Source organism: Maribacter thermophilus (assembly GCF_001020565.1).
Taxonomy (GTDB): Bacteria; Bacteroidota; Bacteroidia; order Flavobacteriales; family Flavobacteriaceae; genus Maribacter; species Maribacter thermophilus.
The window spans coordinates 1519745-1542403 of sequence record NZ_LDAS01000001.1 but is presented as its reverse complement, the minus strand read 5'-3'; the positions used below and the strand labels follow the sequence as shown (position 1 = coordinate 1542403).

19 protein-coding genes are annotated in these 22659 nt (G+C 35.6%); 1 reads left to right on the top strand and 18 read right to left on the bottom strand.

All coding sequences use genetic code 11. The annotated features are described in order from the left end of the window. Positions 1 to 88 precede the first annotated feature (88 nt). Positions 89 to 1195, top strand: coding sequence for a GNAT family N-acetyltransferase (locus AB657_RS06715; protein WP_052958643.1), 1107 nt, complete (start codon positions 89 to 91; stop codon positions 1193 to 1195). Positions 1196 to 1228: 33 nt separating this feature from the next. Here the strand turns inward: AB657_RS06715 and AB657_RS06710 are convergent, their stop codons facing one another. From AB657_RS06710 to AB657_RS06625, 18 genes are all read right to left on the bottom strand, one after another. Next, positions 1229 to 2362, bottom strand: a complete 1134-nt coding sequence (locus tag AB657_RS06710; RefSeq protein WP_047245792.1) for a glycosyltransferase family 4 protein — start codon at positions 2360 to 2362, stop codon at positions 1229 to 1231. A gap of 2 nt (positions 2363 to 2364) precedes the next feature. Continuing rightward, positions 2365 to 3012, bottom strand: coding sequence for a sugar transferase (locus AB657_RS06705; RefSeq protein WP_047247850.1), 648 nt, complete (start codon positions 3010 to 3012; stop codon positions 2365 to 2367). 87 nt (positions 3013 to 3099) lie between these two features. After that, positions 3100 to 4209: a hypothetical protein gene (locus AB657_RS06700; RefSeq protein WP_047245791.1), complete on the bottom strand. Its 1110-nt coding sequence runs from the start codon at positions 4207 to 4209 to the stop codon at positions 3100 to 3102. Positions 4210 to 4340: 131 nt separating this feature from the next. Further along, the gene (locus AB657_RS06695; protein WP_047245790.1) at positions 4341 to 5522 is read right to left on the bottom strand and encodes a glycosyltransferase family 4 protein; all 1182 of its coding nucleotides are present in this window, start codon (positions 5520 to 5522) and stop codon (positions 4341 to 4343) included. A gap of 111 nt (positions 5523 to 5633) precedes the next feature. Beyond that, entirely contained in the window at positions 5634 to 7340 is a 1707-nt protein-coding gene (locus AB657_RS06690; protein ID WP_047245789.1) for an asparagine synthase-related protein, read from the bottom strand. A gap of 65 nt (positions 7341 to 7405) precedes the next feature. Further along, entirely contained in the window at positions 7406 to 8563 is a 1158-nt protein-coding gene (locus AB657_RS06685) for a glycosyltransferase (RefSeq protein ID WP_047245788.1), read from the bottom strand. Beyond that, entirely contained in the window at positions 8556 to 9284 is a 729-nt protein-coding gene (locus AB657_RS06680; protein WP_047245787.1) for a glycosyltransferase, read from the bottom strand. The genes AB657_RS06685 and AB657_RS06680 overlap by 8 nt, the downstream gene beginning before the upstream one ends. Before the next feature lie 44 nt (positions 9285 to 9328). After that, positions 9329 to 9646, bottom strand: coding sequence for a glycosyltransferase family protein (locus tag AB657_RS06675; RefSeq protein ID WP_047245786.1), 318 nt, complete (start codon positions 9644 to 9646; stop codon positions 9329 to 9331). A 181-nt stretch (positions 9647 to 9827) separates the two neighbouring features. Beyond that, positions 9828 to 10745 (bottom strand): glycosyltransferase family 2 protein, encoded by a 918-nt coding sequence (locus AB657_RS06670; RefSeq protein ID WP_052958642.1) that lies wholly within the window; start codon positions 10743 to 10745, stop codon positions 9828 to 9830. Continuing rightward, positions 10738 to 12093, bottom strand: coding sequence for a murein biosynthesis integral membrane protein MurJ (gene murJ, locus AB657_RS06665; protein ID WP_047245785.1), 1356 nt, complete (start codon positions 12091 to 12093; stop codon positions 10738 to 10740). Before murJ ends, AB657_RS06670 begins: the two co-directional genes overlap by 8 nt. Next, a complete protein-coding gene (locus AB657_RS06660) occupies positions 12083 to 13015 on the bottom strand; it encodes an O-antigen ligase family protein (RefSeq protein ID WP_198146887.1) in 933 nt (310 codons plus the stop codon). The genes murJ and AB657_RS06660 overlap by 11 nt, the downstream gene beginning before the upstream one ends. Before the next feature lie 239 nt (positions 13016 to 13254). Then, on the bottom strand, positions 13255 to 14328 hold the full coding sequence (locus AB657_RS06655) for a glycosyltransferase family 4 protein (protein ID WP_047245783.1): 1074 nt from the start codon (positions 14326 to 14328) through the stop codon (positions 13255 to 13257). Positions 14329 to 14341: 13 nt separating this feature from the next. Next, complete coding sequence (locus AB657_RS06650; protein WP_047245782.1) at positions 14342 to 15295, bottom strand: ATP-grasp fold amidoligase family protein; 954 nt, start codon at positions 15293 to 15295, stop codon at positions 14342 to 14344. Positions 15296 to 15408: 113 nt separating this feature from the next. Continuing rightward, the gene (locus AB657_RS17620) at positions 15409 to 17052 is read right to left on the bottom strand and encodes an Ig-like domain-containing protein (RefSeq protein WP_157491618.1); all 1644 of its coding nucleotides are present in this window, start codon (positions 17050 to 17052) and stop codon (positions 15409 to 15411) included. A 683-nt stretch (positions 17053 to 17735) separates the two neighbouring features. Continuing rightward, positions 17736 to 19016 (bottom strand): nucleotide sugar dehydrogenase, encoded by a 1281-nt coding sequence (locus tag AB657_RS06640; protein WP_047245781.1) that lies wholly within the window; start codon positions 19014 to 19016, stop codon positions 17736 to 17738. A gap of 162 nt (positions 19017 to 19178) precedes the next feature. Continuing rightward, on the bottom strand, positions 19179 to 20180 hold the full coding sequence (locus AB657_RS06635) for an SDR family oxidoreductase (RefSeq protein ID WP_047245780.1): 1002 nt from the start codon (positions 20178 to 20180) through the stop codon (positions 19179 to 19181). Positions 20181 to 20282: 102 nt separating this feature from the next. After that, on the bottom strand, positions 20283 to 21221 hold the full coding sequence (locus AB657_RS06630; protein ID WP_047245779.1) for a hypothetical protein: 939 nt from the start codon (positions 21219 to 21221) through the stop codon (positions 20283 to 20285). Positions 21222 to 21224: 3 nt separating this feature from the next. Beyond that, positions 21225 to 22643, bottom strand: coding sequence for an MBOAT family O-acyltransferase (locus AB657_RS06625; protein WP_047245778.1), 1419 nt, complete (start codon positions 22641 to 22643; stop codon positions 21225 to 21227). Positions 22644 to 22659 lie beyond the last annotated feature (16 nt).

Below are 22659 nucleotides of genomic sequence, written 5' to 3'. Positions count from 1 at the left end.
GGCGTAGTTTGGTTCAAGAATAATTTTTGTAGACAAAAAAAACAATTCTTTGAATTTATCTGCGTTCTATTTCACAAAACATACAAACATGCAGTCTACACAGACTTTTACACTAAATAATTATTCGTTTGAGAACAACCAACATACGGCTCTTTATAAGAAAGCTTTGGAAGAAGTAGGTTGTGAAAGTGCATATTACTGTTATGAACTATTGAATAGTGGACAAAACGAACAACAACGGTTACATTTTTTTGTTTTTAGGTCTTCTGATGACCAAGTTATTGCAGTGATGCCTTTTTTTCTTAGAAAAATAATTTTTGGGGATAGGGATACGGGTTATAAGGATATCAGTAGCCCATGGGGTTATAACGGACCTTTTTTTAAAGAAGGAATTTCAGCGGATCTGATGGTTGAGTTTTGGAAGTTTGTAGATGAGTGGTATAAGGAAAACAATGTAGTGTCAGAGTTTTTACGCTTTAATTTCTTTGATAATTATAAGAATTATTCAGGCGAGGCGGTACATTCTTTATACAATGTAAAAGGAGATATTACGAATTGGGAACTTTTTTGGTCCAATCTAAAATCCAATACAAGAAATCAATTTCGTAAAGCCGAGAAAACCGGTTTAGAATTCAAGCTTTTTTATAAGAATATTACAGAGAAAGAGATAAAGGATTTCTATCAAGTATATATAGGTACCATGGATAGGAGGGATGCTATTGACTCTTTTTACCATCCGTTGGAGTATTTTATTGAGTTTTGGAAGCATAATCAAGAAAAGTGTGCGATTGGGCTGGTCTATAAAGATGGCACTCCGATCTCTACAGAGCTTTTCTTAATTTCAGAAGCAACCATGTATTCCTTTTTGGGAGGAACCGATTCGAACTATTTTAAATTAAGGCCGAATGAGTTTTTAAAGATAAGTGCCGTTAAATGGGCCAATGAAGAGGGACTCAAATATTATATGATCGGAGGTGGGCTATCTAACGGAAAAGAAGACAAGCTATATCTGTACAAGAAGAAATACTTCCCTTTTGATGATGATATCGATTTTTACACCGGTAGAAAAATTGTGATGCCAAACCAATATTTAGAGTGCTTAAAACTGTCTGGGGTAACAGTGGACGATGACCGTGCGGCATTAGAAAATATAAGAGAGGGCTTTTTTCCTAAATACAGGGAAAACAACAGATAGTTTACAGGTTGTTTAAAGATTATTTGGCCATGGCTACATGCTCATAAGTTCTTCGTAAACCTTTAAGGTATTATCGATCATTTGTTGGTGTGTAAAATTGGCCAAAGCTTTTTCTTTTCCTTTTTTTGCCAAGGTTTCCCGTAAATTTTCGTCAGAAAGTACCTGTACCAGTTTTTGTCCCAATTGTTGGGCGTCTTCCATAGGGAAAATCATTCCGTTGACCCCATCGTCTATTTGGTCATAAGCACCGTTAGAATTGGCCCGTATGGTACAACAACCGCTCATCATGGCTTCTACCGCTACCAAACCAAAAGTATCTGAACGTGATGGCAACACAAAAACATCAAATAACTGATAAAAGGGCTTTGGGTCTTGAAAGGATAAGACGGTGACCCTATCTTGCAATTGATTTTTTTGCAACATATTTTCTAACCATTGCTCTTTATCCTTGTTAAGGTAATCGCCTACCAGTACAATATGGATTTTTTCCTTTAACGAATCGGGCAAGTGTTTGCCTATGGCATCCATTAAAATATCGGTGCCCTTCATTTCTGAAATTCTTCCAACAAACCCTATTATTAATTTATTGGTAGGAATCCCGTTTTTTATTTTTAGGGCTTTTAGGTCCTCTTGGGGTATTTCATTTGCAAATCTGTCGGAGATACCATGATAGACCATTCTAATACTTTCTCTTGGCGACCCCATTACAGTTTCCGTAAATTCTTGAGACCCTTTACTTACGGCGATCAATAAATTTGGGTGTTTGTATCGGGCATTGGGCCGTATGGTATCTGCATGTACCGTAGACACATATTTTTTACGTAAGAGCCATGGAATAAAAGTCAAGTTCGGAGAATGACAATGAATAACATCGGCCTTCAATTGTACCAGTAAAGAACTTATTTTAACAAGGCTTGCAATAGAACCAAATCCTTTTTTTAAGGCGTTGCCAGAAGGTTCTTTAAAATAATGGAGTTGAACACCAAGGGTATTGAACTCGGTTTTTAGTTTTTCAAAAAAGGTGTAGTCGTCAGAAGCAATACTTTTAAAACCACTGGTGATAATATGTAATTCATGCCCTTTGTGCACCAAACCTCGTGTAAGGTCCAAAATGTTGGTAGCTAGGCCATCTTTGCCAAATCGCATTACAATAAATACAATTTTCATGGCTATTGTTTTTTAACGTGTTTAAACTGTTCCCAAGAACTACGTTCAACATCCAAAAACTCCATTTTAGGGTTAGATTGTGGGTCTACCTCAATATCATCGGAGGAAATCACTTTCTTTAATGTCTCCCAAAAAATTTTGGCATCCATGGCAAATGTTAGGTTGTCCACGTATTCTACATCTTTGGCAAACCTATCTTCCCAAGTGATAAAATTTCTACCCGAAATTTGAGCCAATCCCGTAATGCCGGGCCGTATAGAAAATCGTCTTCTTTCTTCTTCGGTGTGGTAGGGTAAGTATCTGATCAGTAATGGTCTGGGGCCTATCAAGCTCATATCTCCCTTGAGTACGTTTATTAACTGGGGCAATTCATCGATAGATGTTTTACGTATAAAAATACCAAGGGGCGTTAAGCGCTCAGAATCCGGTAACAAGTTCCCGGCGGCATCTTTTTTGTTGGTCATGGTCTTTAATTTAAGGACCGAAAATATTTTTTCATTTTTACCTGGGCGTCTTTGTGTAAAAAAGGGATTTCCTCGAAAGCCAATGGCCAAAACTATAATAGCAATCAATAGGATGGGGGAGAGAACAATGAGTCCTCCAAGAGCCATCATAAAATCCAATGGTCTCTTAAAATAATTTTTATAGATCATTAAGGTATGTGTTTTTGCTATACTGGTGAACGGCTAAGTTAGTCGATTATTTTGTTAGTATAAAACTTAACGACAGGGACTCGGTTATTTAGATAGTACCGATTTTGGTCCTGAGTCATCTGCGGAGCGTGTAAAGATGGTCTGTGGCTCCCATTTGTTAATTATTTCAGCAAAATGTGACATATCTTCTTTGTTATAACGATAATCTACATGTATGTTTAGTAGGTACTTGTATTCTTGTGCTATTTGGTTTTGGGGCCAGAGTTCGGCCGGGTAAATATCGTTGGAAATTAAGTGTTTTTTAAAGCTACATAACACGGCTCGGTCTTTAAAAGCTATTAATAGCCCGAACGGAACATTGTTTTTAGCAGAAACCACCTTGAACATGTTAGAAGGCGTTAATTTCTTTTCAATAAGTGCCAAATGTCTCTTTTTATAGGCGTTATAATCTTTAAACAGGAAGGTACGAATTATGGCCTCGTGTTGTTTTTGAAGTGGATATATGGCCTGCGTGTTTCTCAGTAGCATTTCTCCTTCACCATAGACCGATAAAAATTCCTCTTTTTGGTTTTGGTGTTCGCAAACCGCTTTTTGGGTCATGGCCTTATCCATGTAGTTCCAAGCCATTACCATAGGGTTCTCTGCGTTAAGTTCTTTATTCTCCAATAATGGCATAGGAATGGAACAGGAGCTATCTTTGGGTTTCCATGCAATACCCCCTAAAGGTATGGGAATCGTTTTTCTCAGGGACGCAATGCAAAAATCGGCCTTACTTTCTACACACCCTTTAGACAACCAACCGTGTGAGTGATCTTCTATGATCGTTGGTCTTTTTCCTTGAGGTATGGTATACTGTTTAATTCCCCAATAGTTGTTTGCTAAAACAACATCTGAAGAAGAAAAAGAAGACCATTCCATATTGGTGTCGGCTTTAAAGGGGTCTACATCATAATATTTAATGTTGTTGAATTCTTGTTCCAGCCAGTTTTTTACAAAAGGACAATAATAGTTGGGTAACCATATATTGGTTATCTCCTTATGTTTTGCAATACCATGAATAATATGTTTTATGGCATAACGGCCTGCATAGAAGAGTTGGTGTTCTCCCATGAACGAACCATCCAATTCTTTGGTAAACTGGGTAGCATCTTCTTTGTGGAAGATAGAGCCATAACCTATTATATTTTTTTGCATACTATAAAGAAACCAAAAACAAGTGAAAGTAAATTCAGAATTCGAAGAAGTTCTGATATTATGGTCAAAAGGAGTTGTTTTATGTGTTTTTATGCCGAAAGTACTGCTTTTTAGGTAGGCTGAGGTATATTTTACTCATTTTCAATAGTTTGGTATTCCTTAAGGATCGCGGCCCACACTTCATCTTTATTAAATCTTGATGAAATCATAGGGCGGGCATTTTGTGCTAATTCTGTTCTAAGTTCATTATTGGTCAATAGGGTTTCCATGGCCTGTAAAAGTGATTTTTCATCTTTGGAGGGGATGATCAAACCATTTTTACCTTCTACAACAATTTCATTGCTACCGTTTATATCGGTAACCAAGGCTGGTAAGCCCATGGCCCCTGCTTCTAATACAACATTAGGAAAACCTTCTCTATAACTAGGAAATACCAATGCGTCCGAAATGGCCAAATAAGGGCGCACATCGTCTTGGTGGCCTACATAATGGATGGCCTTGTTGGCTTTTATCTTTTCCCAAGTGCTACTGGGTAAAAGGTCGGTTTCTCCCTCATACGAACCTACCAGCATTAATTTTACATTGGAGTGTTTTTTACAAAGGTCTCCAAAGGCATGGGCCAGTTCATTTACGCCTTTATCGTTTACCAGTCTGCCAATGTAGATAAACAAGATGTCATTGTCTTCTATACCAATACTTTTACGAAGTTGTCTGTTTTCTTCCTGTGAAAAAAGTGTAGGGTCAAATTGATCCAGATCGATCCCGTTTACATTGCCGTTGGCAATAATTTTTAGGGGCTTTTTGGTTACTTTATATGCCAATAGGTCATTTTTGACCCCATTGCCTTCTGGGTATACATGGGTGGCAAACCTACAGATAAGTTTATCAAAGAAAAGCAACAGTTTTTTCATTGCCCCGGTTTGGGTAGGAAAAATTAACCCTGTAAAGGTATGGGCTCTTTTAGGTACCCTGGCCAAATAACCCGCCATCATGGTCAATAGTCCGGCCTTGGGAGTAATACTATGTACCATAAAAGGTTTTTCTTTTCTAAAGACCCGGTACAAGCGGTACAACGAAACTAAATCTTGTACGATGTTTATTTTTCTTTCTATGTTTACTTCTTTGGTTCTAATACCTTCACGTTGTTGCATTTTCTCCAAATACCGGTCTTCATCATCCGAACCAATGGCCAATATATCATAGTATTGGTTTAAGAAACGTAATTGGCCCTCAAGTAGAATGTACAAAGAACCCGATAGGGCAGCTGTGCGAATTACTTTTTTCTTTGTATGGGGATGCTTTTGATCTTTCATAGAATGGTTATGATAGAATAGGGAGATTATATTTTAATAGCAGATAAAAAGTTTACTGTACTTTCAACCTCGTTATGTAAACTGAAAGCACAAAATACTTTTGTTGCTTATTTATTGTTTCTGTGTTGCTTTTAAAATGTTGATCATTCTAAAACTAATATACACTCTTAATGCTAATTGGTTATAATCTACAATGTTTACGGCAGATACATTATCTTTTATTTTGTTTTTAATGGAGGTTGGTAATATTGATTTTAGAAATGATTTAATATTGAAGGACCTATTTTTAGTTTTATCGGGATTTGTGATTTTTAAATTATTTAAAATCTCATTTAAAAAATCTGCTGGAAATATACCTGTATCTATATTTTTCTTTATTTCATCCTTAAATAACTCTACCATGTCTTTTTGTTTAAGAATATCATAAATCCATGCATTGGCACCTCGAGTTGCATAAGGAATAGAAGGACTGATACTGTTCACTATTTTTTTAAAAAGAGATTTTTCTGTACGCAATGAATCGGGATGTCTACGTACTTCTTCTAAAATGCTTCGTGATAACAAAGGACTTATTTGCTCAATATAAGATAGTTTTAAGTCAGAAAGAGCGGAAACAATGGTGGGTAAGCGAAATTCGTGGTATAGCCTATCTCGCCACTGATCTATGGATTCATTTTCGTCTTTTTTTAAATAGTCGGGAAGATTTTGTTCAAATACCCCTAGCTTGTTCCATTTACTTAAATTGGAATAATCGGAACATAGACCTAGGCCTACGGATAATCTAGCTGTTAATTTCGAAGAAACCTCAGACCAACCAAAACCTTCATCTCCTCGGATTATTCCTTGTACCCCTTCGTTATGTAGCACTGACCAAATATGAAAACCATCTAAATAACCAGCAATGTGATCTATACGTCCTTCCCCATTTTTAATAAATCTTTCAAGAATATCTTCAATAGGTTCTTGTGATAAATTAGTAGAGTAAAATGTATGGGGAGCATTAAAACTTTCAGCTAATTTTTTTGCAATATAAGCATCATTTTGAGGGTCATTTAATGATTTTTCTAAACCCCATGTGATCGTTTTAACCTCTTTGTTCTTTAATTTTAAAAAACAAAGAATCCCCCTTGAATCATAACCACCGGATAGAGGAAGGGCCCAATCATTATAATTTAGTTCTAATGAGTCTAAACTAGTGGAAATTGTTTCTTTTAATTTTTCTTCAAAATCGTTTTCTTTTCTGTTTTCCTTCTTGAAAAGAATTTTGTTTTTTACAACTTCACTTTCCCATGTATCTTTTTTCAGTAATAGAGAATTGTTCGGAGCTAACTGTTGTATTCTTTTATCCCAAGATAAAGCTGGACCTAAACTTCCTGTTGATAGTAGCCAAGGAAGAACGTCTCTGTTAAGTTCGAAATTGTTTAAATAAGAAATGATAGCTATTTGAGAAGTCGAGGCAATTAGAACGGAATCATCTTTATAATACCATATGGTTCTTGATCCAGAGGGGTCGGAAACTATTTCAGAATATTCTTCATTATCACGAAATAATGCATAACAACCATCAGGGAATTCTGATTTAGGTTGATGCCAATTAACATCATTATAGGTTGTTACACCTAATAGTAAACTGTTGTTTTGTCTTAAAATTGATTTTTTGGGATTCATAACCCCATAAGCAATTTTATTGTCAACATTTACCATGTTGGGGTTAGGTATAATGTTGTCAGGAGCAATAGAATCACATATGTTGTTAATAGTTTTCTCTGTGTCAACTGGAAGTTTTTCCCTTGAACAAATCCATATTGCTTTTGACATAGTATTAATTTAAATAGGTTAGATTATTTAAAAAATTTTATACACCTCAAACTTGGGTGGCATTTTTATTTTTGTTTCAAAATATAATTCACGTAAGACTCTAAAATAGGTTCCCTTTCAAAATTTTGAATGCGTTCTTTTACACGTATGCGACAATTATCTAAAAAAGCAGGATGTTCTAAACAATATGACAGTCCTTTTTTTAATAGATCCACATTGCCAACTGGCGTCAGTATCCCGTAATCGGTAATCATTACATCGTCTGTTTTTGGGTGTTCCAGTTCCATAATTTCGTCCGGTCCCGACTTACAGTTAGTGGTTAGAATAGGAAGACCGCAGCACATGGCTTCTAATAAAACATTAGGAAAACCTTCGTGATTAGACCCAAAGATAAAGAGATCTGCTCCTTTTAAAAATTTAAAAGGGTTATTGTCAAAACCTAAAAAAGAAACTCTATCCGTAAGGTTTTTGTTTTCAACACTGCTATGAAGATGTGCTTTTAATGGACCATCACCAAGAATAAACAGGTGCACGGAAGGAAAATCTTCGATGGCATTGATCAGTAATTCCTGGTTTTTACCGGCATCCATTCTACCTACGGTTATTATGTTAAATGTATCTTTTTGAAAAATGGATGAATCCAACGCAACCTTATTTATTTTTTCAATATCAATGGGGTTGTATACTACTTCTATTTTTGAAGGTGGAATTTTGTAATTTTTAATAAGATCGTTCGCATTGCCCTTAGAGTTACAAATTATTTGGTCTGCCTTTGGGTATAGATACTTGATTAGAATGTTATTGATTTTCGATTGTAAGTTCTTGTAACCGTATTGCATACTTGGGTATGACCGTTCACTGATACTTATTTTATAGGTCTTTTTAGTGAAATATTGCGAAAGTATGTTTATATAACTGGGTCGTGTTAATAGCGCAAAAGAATGTGTGATTTTTAGCTTTTTAAGTAAGCGAGCATATTTATAAGCCAAAAAAGGGAGTTTTATAAGTTTTAAAACACCGTTTTCATCTCCTTCCGATTTTTCAATGTAATGAATAGGGATGTCTTTGGGAATATCATAACTGATAATACTGTTCATAAGTACTAGATGCACTTCAATTCCTTGTTTTTGTATGTAAGGCAGTAAATAGGAAACCACACGTTCTGCCCCACCACCTGCAAGTGAGTATATGAGTATAGCTATTTTAGGAGGAGTATTAAACACGATTGTTTTTTTTAATTAAATCTTGGAAAAAATCTTCATACTGCTTTAGAATAATAGACTTGTCAAATTTCCTGTAAACCGCTTCCGATACCAATGTAGGTTCAAAATGGGGGAGATTGTTCAATTTTGCCAAAAAATCCTCATCATCCTTTACCAAATATCCATTAATGCCATTTTCAATAATTTCTTTTGTCCCTCCCGGTACATTGTAAGCTATCGCCGGTGTACCAACGGCACAACTTTCTAATAAAGCATTCGGAAAACCTTCTGTAAGAGAACCTTGTAAGAAAAAATGGGAATCGTTCAGGTACTTGGATACATTTTTAGTGAAAGGAATATGGGTGATGTTTTTTAGAATATTATTGCTCTTTGCCAAGGCAAAAATCTCATCTTTTAAGGGTCCATCTCCAACAATGGTATAGGTAAAAGGTTTTTGAAATTTAGAAAGAACGTTAATTATACGCTTATGTCCTTTTACTTCTACCAATCTACCCACCGTAATAAATCTTATTTCATCTGATTTGTTATCTAATGATGTTGTTTTTAATTTAAAATTATCGGTAATGGGGTTGTTAAGTACTTTTATTTTTTCTGGGCTAATGTTGTATATTGAAGAACAATCTTTGGCCATATCCGATGATTGGCAGATGATGTAATCCAAATTTTTAAGGGCTTTTTTTTCGATTATTGAATACCAATCAAATTTTAATTGGTTGTTCAATTTTTTGTAGATTTTTATAATGGATGTTTGTCGGCCAATGAAAACTATTTTTGGAAAAAAATAGAAATTAGTCCCAATGCAAAATTTACATGTGAAAGTGTTCCTAAAACAATAGCGGGTTTCTCTTTTTTAATGGTCAAGGCTAATTTTGGTATGGCACTCAAGACCCTGTCTTTGTTTAAATAGGTGACCTTAATGTTCTTAATTTCATAACCATCTTTTTGTGGTTTGCCAATAATCACCAGCTCACTTTCAAAAATTAATGGGTCAAGGTTTTGTGCCAAATACGCCAATATGCGTTCAGCTCCTCCCGGACTTAGGTTTGGAATCACTAATTGTATTCTGATTTTATTGTCTGCCAAGGAATCTAATTTTTATTTTAAAGTCAATCCTTTCTTGTTTTTACCTAACCATTGTCTGAGTACCAATAGTTTCCATATCATGATATGGTGGTTCCAGCTGCATACATGGCCTTAATTCATTAATTTTGCTGCCATCCATTGGTTTATTGATTACACTTTCTTTATAAATTATATTATACAGTTAAACATTATTTCTTGACTTATAAGTCAAGAAATAAAAGAATCTTTTCGGTATGTAGCCTATACTGATAATAATACTGACAACATATTTTAAAATATCCAACTGAAGGCTTTTGTCTTTGTAAGTAAACTGGGATACCACATAATTGAAAGCATAATGGCGGTAATAACCATAGCGCAGTATTTTTGTAATGGGCGTTTGGTATAGCTGATAGTATGCATTATAAAACTTAATTTTTTCCAGTTCCAATCGTGTTTTCTTTTTTAAAATCAACCCATCTGGACTAGCGTAATAAATTCTATGAAAAATGTTTACACATAAAAAATCATATTCTCTATTTATCCTATTCCAAGTAATCCCCTCACTTATGAAGGAATGGTCACTATGAAAAAATTGATATTTTTTTAAGATTGATGTACGCCAACTGTGCCATTTTTCTCCTTTGACCTGTTTTTTCCTTTTTAGTACACGATCTTCTATATTTACTTGCCAAAAATTAACAGGAAAAGGGTCTCCTACCAATTTTCCTTTTTCATCATGGACCAAAGTCCATATGCCCGCAATTTCCTCACTCTTTTCAGTTAATTCAACACTTAGCCATAATTGCTTTAATTCTTCAATGGTGCTGGGTATAAAAGAGTCGTCGCTATCCGCTATTATGGTATATGGTCTTTGGCAAAGTTTTAAGCCTTCGTTTACCGCGTTTGGTTTTCCTTTGTTTTCTGGTAATAGATGATAATGTATATTAAAAGATAAGTTTTCAGTTTTCCAAGAGGTTATAAGCTCTTTTGTATTATCTGTACTGGCATCATCGATAATAATCCATTCAAAGTCTTTAGAACTTTGTTTTTTTAGAGAATCAAATACGCGCTTTATAGTATGTGCCCGGTTAAATGTTGGTGTTATTATGCTAAACATATTTTTTATGTTGTAATTTTCTTATGTACCAATATATAGCCAAAGCATTGGTGAATGATACCAACGAAGTAGCCAAAGCAAGGCCTTTAATACCTATGAATTCTATTAACGTATAATTGAATATTATATTGAGCGTTAAACTTAGTACAGAGGAGATAACCAAAAAATTATTCTTATTTATTGCCGTTAGGTATTTGTTCATTATTATGCCTACAACATAGAAAGGTATCTGAATCAAATACATTTGTTGTATTAAAAACACAAGAGCGGTATCATTAGAGGTAAATGCACCCCTTTCAAAAAAAAGCTTGACTATAAATTCTGAAAATACAATCATAACCACCGTTATGCCTGAGGCAGTTAAAAAACTTGTTTTCAGTATTTTGGTTAAGTAGTTATATAAATTATGTTGATCATCTACAGCTTTATTCGAAAAATAAGGTAAAATGGTACTTCCTAGGGGTACACTTATAAGGCTTATGGTAACCATAGGGATTTTGTAACCGTAATTTAAGGCAGCAATAGCACCTACGGCCATTTGAGCAGAAAAATACTGATCTACCATCGGGTTCACCCCATTAATCAAACCAGAGGAAATTTTGGCCGGTATTTGTTTTAGCAATACAACCATGTTCTTGCTTTTAAAATCTGGTTTATCCAACTTTAATAGGCGTTTTTTATATCCGACAAAAATTAGATATGATGTACCTATGAAACTACCTATTAACATACCTAATGCCAATGTTTTTTCATGTAAAATATCATAAAAGAACAAACAGCCAATTATTCCTAAAGGCATAAAGATGGCATTCGTACTGGATAATAAGAATTCGTTATCGGCCATTAGAAGACCTGAAATCAAGGAAGAAATGGCCCAAAGTAACATGCAGGGTAAAATTATCCAAACCTGTATTTTTATTAAATCATAATAATGGGGGCTATGGCCAGGAAATAAGGAAACCAAATAAAAATCTATAAAAAGATAGGTGAGTAAAATCATGAATAGCCCTATGGATAAGGTAATTAAAAAACTACTACTTTGAAAAGAACCGGTGTGTTGCTTGTTTTTTTTTTCAATTAAATAATTCGGAATAAAAACACTTCCGTAGGCATTTATAAATACATTCTGGATAAACGTTGGAATTAAAACGGCAATTAAAAAAGTGTCCAATAGTTCGGAAACACCATAAGTTTCGGCAATAAAAATTTCTTTAAAAAAACTAATTCCCTTTACTACTATAGACACACCACCAACAATTAGCATATTGGTGAATAACTGGGAGTTGTCTTTTTTAAATAAGCTTTTGATGTAAGCAAAAATCTTATTAAGAACTACTTTAAACGACATATGACCTGTGTTTTTTGTCGTGTGAGACCACTTTTTTCGGTTCCGATTTTTTATTTTCTTGATAAATTTGAATATGTAACCATAAAAGAATCATTATGGAGTAGTCGGTAGTGAAAAAATTATGGTTAGTTAACAAGAATAACGATAAAGCCAAGGTCATCATTAAGACTTGTGGTGTTTTTTTAAAAATAGCATACCCTTTTCTTATTAAACTGGCTAGGTACATAAGAAAAATAAGTAGTGGGATTATGCCAGCTTCTCCCCAAATTAACAAATAGGTGTTGTGCACACCTACTGGTGGTGCCACTCCATTACCCCCAAATGCTGCATATCCATTGCCAAATATAGGTTTGTCCAATAAAAAGTCATAGTATCTGGCCCAAGTCTCTAAACGGGAATCTTTGTTCAATTCTTTTGCTTTTTCCTCATTACCACTTATCATCGCTCCCAAATTTTCCAATCTTTGGTTTTTTTTAGGTAAAAATTCATTATAAACCAGAAGGGTGCTTAATAAGGCAAAGCCCAGACCTAACATTTTTGCATTTTTAAGACTCAATTTTATTGAAAGTAGGTTCATTATTAACCATGAAACAATAAAGGTTCTTGAAAAAGTAAAAAGCCCAAGCATTGTAAAAATTATTTTACCTAACAACTGTATTTTTTTTGGCATAACAAAGGTTAAGGCGAAACCCATGATACAAATCAGTCCCCCATTATTGGGGTCTAGGTAGAAACCACTGTACCTGCCACCATCTTTTAAGGGATTGTTAAACAAAAACATATTGCCCAATATGGAAATGGCTCCAATCAGCATAAAAACCCACATTTCTTTTGAGGTTGTCTTACGCATGACTTCATAGCCTCCCCAAATCACTATAAAGTATTTTATAACAATAATAATGAACTCTTTCGTTTCTGGCATAAAGGTTTGGTTCGCTAAACTACTGATAGTAAAATACAATAACCCCAATAACAACATAGGGAAGTTATTGCCTGTTTTTCCGTTTAGGATTACGTATAAGAGAATTAAACCATAAGATAAATAACTTAACAGAGAGGAAATACTTCCATTAAGGTAAACCAAAGTAAACCCGGGTAAAAACCAGAGTATTAAAGCTAATATACTGTAGCGTATAAGAGTAAGAAGTATATTTTTATCCATCATTTTTTTATGACATTATCTATAAGAGATTCCCATTGATTCAAAATATTATCTAAACCATATTGTATGACAGATGATGGAGCTTCAAGGGCCAAATTTTCCCTAATACTTTTGTTGTTTAATAGGGTTTCAAGACCATGCCTCATGGCTTTTTCATTCTGATTTTCTATAAGAAGGCCGTTCTTGTCGTTCTCAATTAAATCTCGGGGGCCTGAAATACAATCATAGGCTATACATGCCATTCCGTTAGAAAGAGCTTCCATCAAACCCATCGGTAAGCCCTCAAATTTTGAAGGGAGAACAAAAATCTGGGAATTCTGCATTAAAGTATGGATGTTTTTGCAAAAGCCTGTAAAAGATACCTGGTTTTCAATATTCAATTTTTTTACCAATATATTTAAAGCTTTATGTCCATTTGTTCCACCTCCTGCTATAATTAATTTCCATTCCGGGTTTGATTTCAATATAGGCTCTAGAATTTTGAGAATGCTGTCAAATCCCTTGTTTTTATATCTATCTAATGATCCGACCAATAAAATATTCTTTTCTCTTTCAGAGAAAGGTTTTACATTTTTTGGTAATATCAAAGGATTGGGCATAACTACAGTTTTGGCGCCGTATTTCATATAATAAGGTAAGTCAAATGTAGTAAGTACGGTTAAAGCATTGGCAAATCGATAGGTGTATTGCCGGATAAATTTTATTTGTGTACGTGAAGTAGTTTTATGGTTGGTGTGCTCGCATATTATAACTTTTATATTACGTAATTTTCCTACTATTATTGAAATAAAATTAACAAGGTGTATAAAAGAGATTAATACATCTGGACGATTTTTTTTGTTTCGGTAAAAAGAATGGAGATTGTGTAAAGAGCGTACTAAGTGGTTCTTTATTTTGCCGTGATGAAGATTTTTAATTTCAACTTTTTCGTCTATTTCATAATAAGTTTTGACCGCAGGGTTAAACGTTATTATTCTGACCTTGTGCTTTTTTGACAGTCCATTTACTATAGTGACTAAAACTCGTTCAGCACCTCCTCCAGCCAGGGAATTGATAACAAAATCTATTTTCATTTAGATAATTTAACTATTTGTTCAGAAACAAATCGTTTCCTAATTTTAAATCCCATTCTTTAGGTTCAATAGGTCTAGTTCCTCCATTGTGATGGAAAGTGATTTCTCCAAAATATAATTTCCCCTCAAAAATATACCAATCAACTCGTAGGTAAGGGGCGCTGCCTACTAACCTTTCAGATAAATCTATCATTTCATCCAACAAAACGGGTTTGGCCACATCTTCATTGCTGGGGGCAGTTACTTTGCCATCGCCCAAGTCAGAGGACCAGCTATAGGGCTCTCGTTCCCATTGTCGATTATACCAGTTTCTATGATGGTTATTGGTGCCCCTACCTATATCTACGTTGATCATACGCACTTTGCCGTTAAAACAATGCACTTTATAATCTGCTGGCAATTCTCCTTCTTTACCTGAGAGTAATTTTTCTACAATAATTCTGGGGGGTATGTCTTTGTATTGTTTTTCTCGACCGTCCCAATAATAGTTTTGAGACATATTGGCGCGAAGATAATTTTGTATTTTTTTCCAATTATGGTGTTTGGCATATTTATCGCGGATGATTACCCCCCCAGAGCTATCATGATTTGTTTTAATAATACAGGGGATGTCGGGTAAATTTTCAGGAACAATGTTTTTAGGGTTTGTTGTCGTGTATAACAAGGGGACTAAATATTCTTCGCCAATAGTTTCAGCAATATAGTCACGTACCGCATATTTGTCCGCAAATTGAGTCGCTTTGGGGTGTTGGTAGTTTAGCTTTAACCAGTTTATTTTTTCATTGAGGGTTTTGGGGTCTTGCAAGTTGAGAGGGTGACCAAAACATTCTTTAAACCTTTGCCTAACAAATGCCTTAGAGGGCAAGTATTTTTTATAAAGGAAGAATTGGTATACCCTAGCAAAAGGTTTTAATAAGTTAAAGCCAATTTCCGAATTTTGATAGAACGATTTTAGTATTGTCCTCATATATTAGTAGCCCATTACGTTGCTTCGTACAAATCTCTAATAAAAAAATTGTATCACAGCAAAAAGACGTTCAAAAGAACGTCTTTTCTATTAACGGATATAATAAATTTATATTATTGCACCAAAGAATATAGAAATGCCTCTAAGTTGGTGTAACCATCCCCATCTTCGTCACCGTTGGCCGTTTTCGACAAATCTCCAAACATGGCCCTTTCCCAAGCATCGGCCATTCCGTCCTTATCCGTGTCATAATTATCGGAGCGAGCGCTACTTTCTTTATTAGGAACTTTTAAAGAATTAAAATTACCAGTATTGTTAAAATAGTCCGATATTGCCTGTTCGTCCATACTGTCTTGGTACAGACTATTGCCGGGAAGTTTATCTCCAAACACTCGTGCTTCTATGTCTTGTGTTGTGGTAGCCCACGTTGTAATAGTACTGTTGGAAACTGCCCTGTTGTTACTTTGATAATCAATAGCCTGATTGTTGTATAAAGAGTACTGGTGTGAGTTTAGCTGATGGTTGTCGCTTAAATATAAATCGCCATCGGAAACAGACATTTTATTTAAATTTTGAACCCATTGTATACTGGCATAGTTGGGAGTATTGTCAGGAAAAGCTTTGTATATATTTCCTAAAATGTCGGTATTGTGTCCGTAAGCTATATAAAGACCTTCTTCGTAGCCATAAATAATATTATTTATAAACTCTATTGTTTCATCGTGTTCACCATAACCCAATAAAACGTTTCTATAACCCACATGTGATAAATAATTTCCTACAAAACTTGCATCATATACATATGTTCCAAATATAACATTTCCAGAGCCATAATTGATTTGCGCCATACAATTCTGAATAGTGACATTACTTACTCCTTGTATACTTAAATTTTCATCGCTACTATGGCCTAAGGTAACATGGTCTAAAATAATATTACTCATTCCATTATCGTTCCGAAGTCGAATAGCATCGTTTTTTGTCCTTCCGTTATTGTTCTCTCTTACCGTAATATATCTGATGATTATATTGCTTCCCAATACATTAAGTACCCCACCATAAGAACTACTGGAAATATTATCTCCCCTTATGGTGATGCCCGGGAAGGGTGCGGTTTCACCGGCTATAGTAAGATCCCCATTAGAAGCTCCTATATTTAATTGCATTCCTGTTAAATGAATATCTCCCCCAACATCAAAAACTACGGTTCTTGCTCCTTTTTGTTCTAGGGCATATCTAAGACTGCCCGATCCACTGTCATTTAAATTGGTGACATGAATCACCTTTCCGCCACGGCCACCGGTCGTATATTTCCCAAAGCCTTGAGCGCCCGGGAAGGCCAATAATTCTCCCATATCGGAGGACGAAATGGTGACCGTGGCCTCTTCTCTATAGGTGGTGTTGTCTTCGGTGGTTACTTCGGTGGTATAGGTGAAATTGTCTTCTACGGGTTCTTCGGTACTTTCTTCTTCGGTATTGGGGGTGTAGGTCAAGGTATTGTCTTCGTTGATGGTGACATCGCCATTGCTCGGGCTAGAAGTACCTATGATGGCCACTTCCGCATCGGGGCTAAAAGAATCGTTGTTCAATACATCCATGACAATGGCATCTTGCCCCGGGGCCATAAAAAAACTATCGTCCAGCAGAAGGGCAATGCTTTCAAGGTCATTGTCGGAAGCAATCACATACTCCGATAACAAATCGGCATCCTTGCTACAGGAAAACAACGAAACGAGGACAAGTAATAACAGGGACACTTTATAAAGAGGGTTTTTAGATGGGCACATAAGTAGGTAGAATTTGTTTAAATTAACTGCACTGTTATTTGGGGTACAATTATAGATTAATATTTTTGCTTTTCGACGAATGATGTGATTTTTTCGTTGAAATGCATCATTGTGTTTGGGGTTTGTATACATCAACGGTGAAAATCTTTAATTATTTTTACTTTTTATATTATTTAACTTCTTGGATCTTAACCTTATTGCAAATCGGTTACCGATACCTTTTGCTTTACGGAAGAGATACGATGATTGGATCTTTTTGATCGATGAAATACACTGATTTTTTTATAAAATCGACAAACTACTGCATCTGTTAACATATTTTTGCATTTGAAGTTCAAAAAGGCTAATGATAATCTTTTAGATAAAATCTGAAGAGAAGTAATAAATCTAGATAAGAATTAAAGTGGACAGGGTGTTATTTTGGGTTTATTAGGTTTTAACGTTAACCTATAAGGATCATTGGTGAGAAAGATTGTATGCTTAAATATCAAGTGTAGGGGGTATTGATTTTTGTATACCTAAGGTATGGTAAGACGAAATTACCTATTTGTCCAACATACTGCACTGTGAAAAAGTTAGGGTGATTAAAAAAAGCTTGTGGAAAATACATTTATTTTCCACAAGCTTTTTTGATTAGAGAAGGACTAGATTAATTATAACCTACCGTCTACATCAGTTTTTAAAATACCTTTTACATCATAAATAACCCCCTGACCTTTTAAAAGACTTTTCATGTCCAAATTCAAAAAATCTTTATGGGCTACGGTCAATACCACGGCATCAAATTTTTGATCCGGAATGGTATTGGTAATGTCCAGACCATATTCATGGGTCACCTCTGCTGGCGAGGCCCAAGGGTCGTATATGGCAACATTGGTGCCGTAGCTTGCCAAATTATTGATGACATCCACCGCTTTGGTGTTACGAACATCGGGGCAATTTTCTTTAAAGGTGATGCCCAAGACCAAAATATTACAGCCCTTTATTTTAATGTCTTTTTGTACCATGAGCTTCACTACCTCAGAGGCTACATATTTCCCCATGGTGTCGTTCATGCGCCTACCTGCCAGAATAATCTCTGGGTGATAGCCATATTCCTGTGCTTTTTGAGCCAAGTAGTAAGGATCCACCCCTATACAGTGTCCGCCTACCAAACCCGGTTTAAACGGAAGGAAATTCCATTTGGTACCAGCTGCTTCTAACACATCATGGGTGTCTATATCCATGAGGTTGAATATTTTGGCCAATTCGTTTACAAAGGCAATATTAATGTCCCTTTGCGAATTCTCGATGACCTTGGCGGCCTCGGCCACTTTGATCGTAGGGGCCAAATGGGTACCTGCGGTAATTACCGAAGCATACAGGGCATCTACTTTTTTACCTACTTCAGGAGTAGATCCAGAAGTTACTTTTAATATTTTTTCTACGGTATGTTCTTTGTCTCCCGGATTGATACGTTCGGGGGAGTAACCTGCATAAAAATCTTTATTATAGGTCAAACCACTTACTTTCTCCAATACAGGAATACATTCGTCTTCGGTTACCCCCGGATATACGGTCGATTCATAAACAACCGTATCTCCTTTTTTTAATACTTTTCCAACAGTCTCGCTTGCTTTGTAAAGAGGTGTCAGAATAGGTCGGTTGGTGCGGTCTACCGGGGTAGGGACTGTCACAATGTAATAATTGCAATCGGCAATATCGTCCAGTTGATCGGTACAGAAAAGTCCAGTCTCCATGTGTGCTGACTCTTTTAACACCCCTTGTAGTATATCATCTTCCACTTCCAACGTGCTATCATGGCCCGTTCTTAGTTCGGCAACACGCCCGGCATTGATATCGAACCCAATAACAGGGTATTTGGTAGCAAATAATCTAGCAAGTGGCAGGCCTACATACCCCAATCCTATAACGGCAATTTTAATGTTGTTCATATTTTAAAGTTCCTTGTTCGGATGCTTTGCGATGTGCAGCATTCGATTGTTTTATATTTTTATTACGATTTAATCAGTATTATGCTTTGTTTCTTTTGGGTTTTACATATAAGCCCGTTCAATGCCCACGTTATTTTGTGGTTGGATAGAACGAAGTCAAAACTACGATTCATTTTTTAAATTTTTCCAATACCAGTCCACCGCTTCTTTCAGTCCCGTTTTAATATCGTACTTCGGGTCGTAGCCCAATAATTCCTTTGCTTTGTCGATAGAGGCCAAAGAATGCGGAACATCCCCGGCTCGGGTAGGGCCGTAGGTGTTTTCGATAGAGGCGATCTTTTCGTCATAGGCGCTTAGGTATTCTTTAAGCAACTGGGTCAGCTCGTTTAAATCGGTACGTTCCCCAAAAGCCACATTATATACGGTATTTAACGCGTCTTGGTTTTCGGTGACCAAGGCACGAACGTTCATTTGGATCACATTGTCTATATAGGTAAAGTCTCTTGAGTAGGTGCCATCACCGTTTATAACGGGCGATTCATGTTTCATTAGTTGCATTACAAATTTTGGAATCACTGCCGCATAGGCCCCATTGGGATCTTGCTTACGGCCGAATACATTAAAATAGCGCAATCCTATGGTTTCGATTCCGTAAGTTTTACTAAATACATCGGCATATAATTCGTTCACATATTTTGTAATGGCGTAGGGGGAAAGAGGTTTCCCGATAATGTCCTCAACCTTGGGCATGTTTTTAGAATCGCCATAAGTAGATGAACTGGCGGCGTACACAAAACGTTTGACCTTTGCATCACGTGCCGCTACCAACATATTCAAGAAGCCGGAAACGTTTACATCGTTACTGGTAATAGGATCGTTAATAGACCTTGGTACGGATCCCAACGCTGCTTGGTGTAAAATGTAATCGACGCCCTCACAGGCTTTTTTACAGTCTTCTATATTGCGAATGTCCCCTTCTATCAAGGTGAATTTAGGATTGTCCATCAACGGAGCCAAGTTTTCTCGTTTTCCGGTCGCAAAGTTATCCAAGCAGGTGACTTGGTTGCCATTCTCTAGCAATGCGGTGCAGAGGTTAGATCCTATAAAACCGGCACCCCCGGTCACTAAAATGTGATATGCTGAATTAAGGTCGTATAAATTCATGTATTTGTTTTGATTTTGCAAATATGTATAATAGAACTTGATATAAGGTTAGATATTATATGAAACCATTGATAAATTCGACCAAAATTAATTGTTGCTGAATTAATTTTGATCATTGTTTAATAGGGTTTTGATTTCTTGGGTCAATTTTTCTGCTCCAATGTTGGATAAATGTGAATTGTCACGCCAATTCTCCAATGATCGGTCATTTGCAAAGAAGTCAGTAAAATTCCAGTATTCAATTTTTTCTTTTTTTAATAGTTGAGAAAGGGTTTCATCATCGTTTTTACAGTCATCTTGATAAATTGGTGCAGTAAAGAGTATTAGTCTTTTGTTGTTAGCTTCGCAGAACTCTTTTAATTCGGTGATGTATTTCTTATATACAATGTTTAAGGATAACTTTTTCTTACAAGGATTGGGTTTTCTTTTGGCTAAAACTTTTTCGAATACCTGCTGTTGTTCTTTATTAGTATGTAAGGGGTCGTAACCATGATACTTTTCAGAACTATGTTTTGGAAAAAAATAATTTTTTAATAACCCAAGAACGGAACCATTATAGTTTAGACACCAAAAAAAGTTTTTTATTGGGCTATTTTGGTGTAACGAGACCATCTCTGTTCTTATGGTTTCGTTTTGATGATAGTATTTGGAAAGTGTAGTAATGTCTTCCCCTTTATAACTATCTTCAAATGAATTTTTGGGAGAGATGTGCAGTAAAACGGTTTGTTCTTTATTTTTTGGCAAGGTTTTTATAAGTGTCCCCGAAAAAGCTATTTTAGAACCGTCTACGCCAATGTTAAAAGAATTTTTGGAAATGACTAGAGGGTCTATATGGTGATTTGCCCTAGAACTCCCAAACACTATAAGATCCAAGTTATTTTTTTTGCTCAAAAAAGTGTTGGTCTTTCCACCGCTTTGCCCGGTAAATACATGACTGTTCAATTCGGTTAAACCTAGGTAGGTTAATTTGTCCAACAGAAAGGCTGCTAAAACCACAAAAAAAGTGACTTTGATGATATATAGTAATGAATCTTTTTTCATATTTCAAAATTGAAAATAAATGAAATTGTTGGACGATGAATAGAAAAGGTTTATGAATAAAATCATAAAACCAATGACTATTGAAATCTTGGCAATGCTGAAATTTTTCCCAAATTCTTCTAGTTTCGTTTTGCTCTTTAAAAGGTAATAGTCAAAACATAGTCCTATGAATAAAATAATCATAGAGTTAGCTAGAACATTTAAATCACCCATAAAAGGCATGCCTGGTTTAAAGAAAATAACTTTTTTAAGAGCGGTCATTGCCGCATCCAAAGTCTGGGCCCTAAAGAATATCCATGCTATTATTACTATTAAAAAGGTAATAGGCCCTCCTAAAAATGCTAGTTTATCCAAAAATTTGAACTGTGGTTTTGATTTTATGAATTTTTCTAAGCTTAAAACCACGCCATGAATCCCTCCCCATATAATAAAATTCCAAGAACTGCCATGCCATAGACCTCCTAAAAGCATGGTGAGCATTAGGTTTCTGTACGTGATTTTTATGCCCTTTCTGTTCCCTCCTAAAGAAATGTACAGGTAATCTCGTAACCAATAAGACAACGACATGTGCCACTTACGCCAAAACTCTGTCAAGGACCTTGAAAAATAAGGGAGATTAAAATTTTGATGAAATTTGAAGCCTAATAATTTGGCCGTACCAATGGCTATGTCGGAATAGCCTGCAAAATCGAAATATATCTGAAATGCATAAAAGATAGTGGCCAAAAGAATTGTACTGGAATTATATAGACCAGTATCCCCATAGATGGTATCTACATAGATGGCAAGGGTGTCCGCAATCACAATTTTTCGGAATAGCCCGATTAAAATTTGTAAAATCCCTTCGTTGAACCATTCCTTTTTAAATATTCGTTTCTTTTCAATTTGAGGAAGAAGATTGGAAGCCCGCTCAATAGGGCCAGCTACCAATTGTGGAAAAAAAGCGATATAGGTAAAGAAATTAATGATATTCGTAGTTGGGCTAAACTGCTTTCTATAAATATCTATCGTGTAACTTAAGGTTTGGAAAGTATAGAAACTAATACCTACGGGTAAAATAATATTGAGCGTTAAATCATTGGGTTGCCAACCAAAAACACCTATCGCTTGTGTAAAGGACTCCGCAAAAAAGTTGTAATACTTAAAAATAGAAAGAAAGCCGAGATTTGCTATCAAACTTACTAGCAGCCATGATTTTCTGGCTTTTGGCGATGTTGCATTGTGTATGGACAAGCCGGCCCTATAATCTATAATGGAACTGATAATGATCAAAGATAAAAAGCGCCAATCCCACCAGGCGTAAAAAATATAACTGGCAACTAATAATAAAAGATTCTGATAGCCCAAGTTTTTGTTCAACAACCAATACAGTACAAAAACCGTAGGGAAAAATAAGAGAAATTCTATAGAATTAAAAAGCATGGCTATCCTTAATTAA

Excerpts from the sequence above, each read along its gene's own strand:
- AB657_RS06660 (WP_198146887.1), bottom strand. The coding sequence starts at position 13,015 with ATGCCAGAAACGAAAGAGTTCATTATTATTGTTATAAAATACTTTATA.
- AB657_RS06630 (WP_047245779.1), bottom strand. The coding sequence starts at position 21,221 with ATGAAAAAAGATTCATTACTATATATCATCAAAGTCACTTTTTTTGTG.
- AB657_RS06635 (WP_047245780.1), bottom strand. The coding sequence starts at position 20,180 with ATGAATTTATACGACCTTAATTCAGCATATCACATTTTAGTGACCGGG.
- AB657_RS06690 (WP_047245789.1), bottom strand. The coding sequence starts at position 7,340 with ATGTCAAAAGCAATATGGATTTGTTCAAGGGAAAAACTTCCAGTTGAC.
- AB657_RS06655 (WP_047245783.1), bottom strand. The coding sequence starts at position 14,328 with ATGAAAATAGATTTTGTTATCAATTCCCTGGCTGGAGGAGGTGCTGAA.
- AB657_RS06710 (WP_047245792.1), bottom strand. The coding sequence starts at position 2,362 with ATGAAAATTGTATTTATTGTAATGCGATTTGGCAAAGATGGCCTAGCT.
- AB657_RS06695 (WP_047245790.1), bottom strand. The coding sequence starts at position 5,522 with ATGAAAGATCAAAAGCATCCCCATACAAAGAAAAAAGTAATTCGCACA.
- AB657_RS06625 (WP_047245778.1), bottom strand. The coding sequence starts at position 22,643 with ATGCTTTTTAATTCTATAGAATTTCTCTTATTTTTCCCTACGGTTTTT.
- murJ (WP_047245785.1), bottom strand. The coding sequence starts at position 12,093 with ATGTCGTTTAAAGTAGTTCTTAATAAGATTTTTGCTTACATCAAAAGC.
- AB657_RS06700 (WP_047245791.1), bottom strand. The coding sequence starts at position 4,209 with ATGCAAAAAAATATAATAGGTTATGGCTCTATCTTCCACAAAGAAGAT.
- AB657_RS06715 (WP_052958643.1), top strand. The coding sequence starts at position 89 with ATGCAGTCTACACAGACTTTTACACTAAATAATTATTCGTTTGAGAAC.
- AB657_RS06640 (WP_047245781.1), bottom strand. The coding sequence starts at position 19,016 with ATGAACAACATTAAAATTGCCGTTATAGGATTGGGGTATGTAGGCCTG.
- AB657_RS06650 (WP_047245782.1), bottom strand. The coding sequence starts at position 15,295 with ATGAGGACAATACTAAAATCGTTCTATCAAAATTCGGAAATTGGCTTT.
- AB657_RS06670 (WP_052958642.1), bottom strand. The coding sequence starts at position 10,745 with ATGTTTAGCATAATAACACCAACATTTAACCGGGCACATACTATAAAG.